Genomic DNA, 409 nt, shown 5'->3' on the forward strand with positions numbered 1-409 from the left:
CTGAAGAAGGGCAGTTGTTTACCCGTCAATGTGCTGACAATCCGGTCAGCAATCCGTGCCTGTTTGAGTATGTATACTTTGCCCGCCCGGACTCGTTTATCGACAAAATTTCCGTTTACAGCGCGCGTGTGAATATGGGCACGAAACTGGGCGAGAAAATTGCCCGCGCATGGGAAGATCTGGATATCGATGTGGTGATCCCGATCCCAGAAACCTCGTGTGATATCGCGCTGGAAATTGCTCGTATTCTGGGCAAACCGTACCGCCAGGGCTTCGTTAAAAACCGCTATGTTGGCCGCACCTTTATCATGCCGGGCCAGCAGCTGCGTCGTAAGTCCGTGCGCCGTAAACTGAATGCCAACCGCGCCGAGTTCCGCGATAAAAACGTCCTGCTGGTCGCCGACTCCAT

General features: G+C 53.8%; 1 pseudogene. It reads left to right on the forward strand.

Going from position 1 to position 409, the window contains the following annotated elements:
* Positions 1-409: pseudogene (locus tag EVJ20_RS15080) on the forward strand (amidophosphoribosyltransferase); the annotation flags it as partial.

The organism is Exiguobacterium sp. SH0S1, from assembly GCF_004337165.1.
Lineage (GTDB): Bacteria > Bacillota > Bacilli > Exiguobacteriales > Exiguobacteriaceae > Exiguobacterium > Exiguobacterium aurantiacum_A.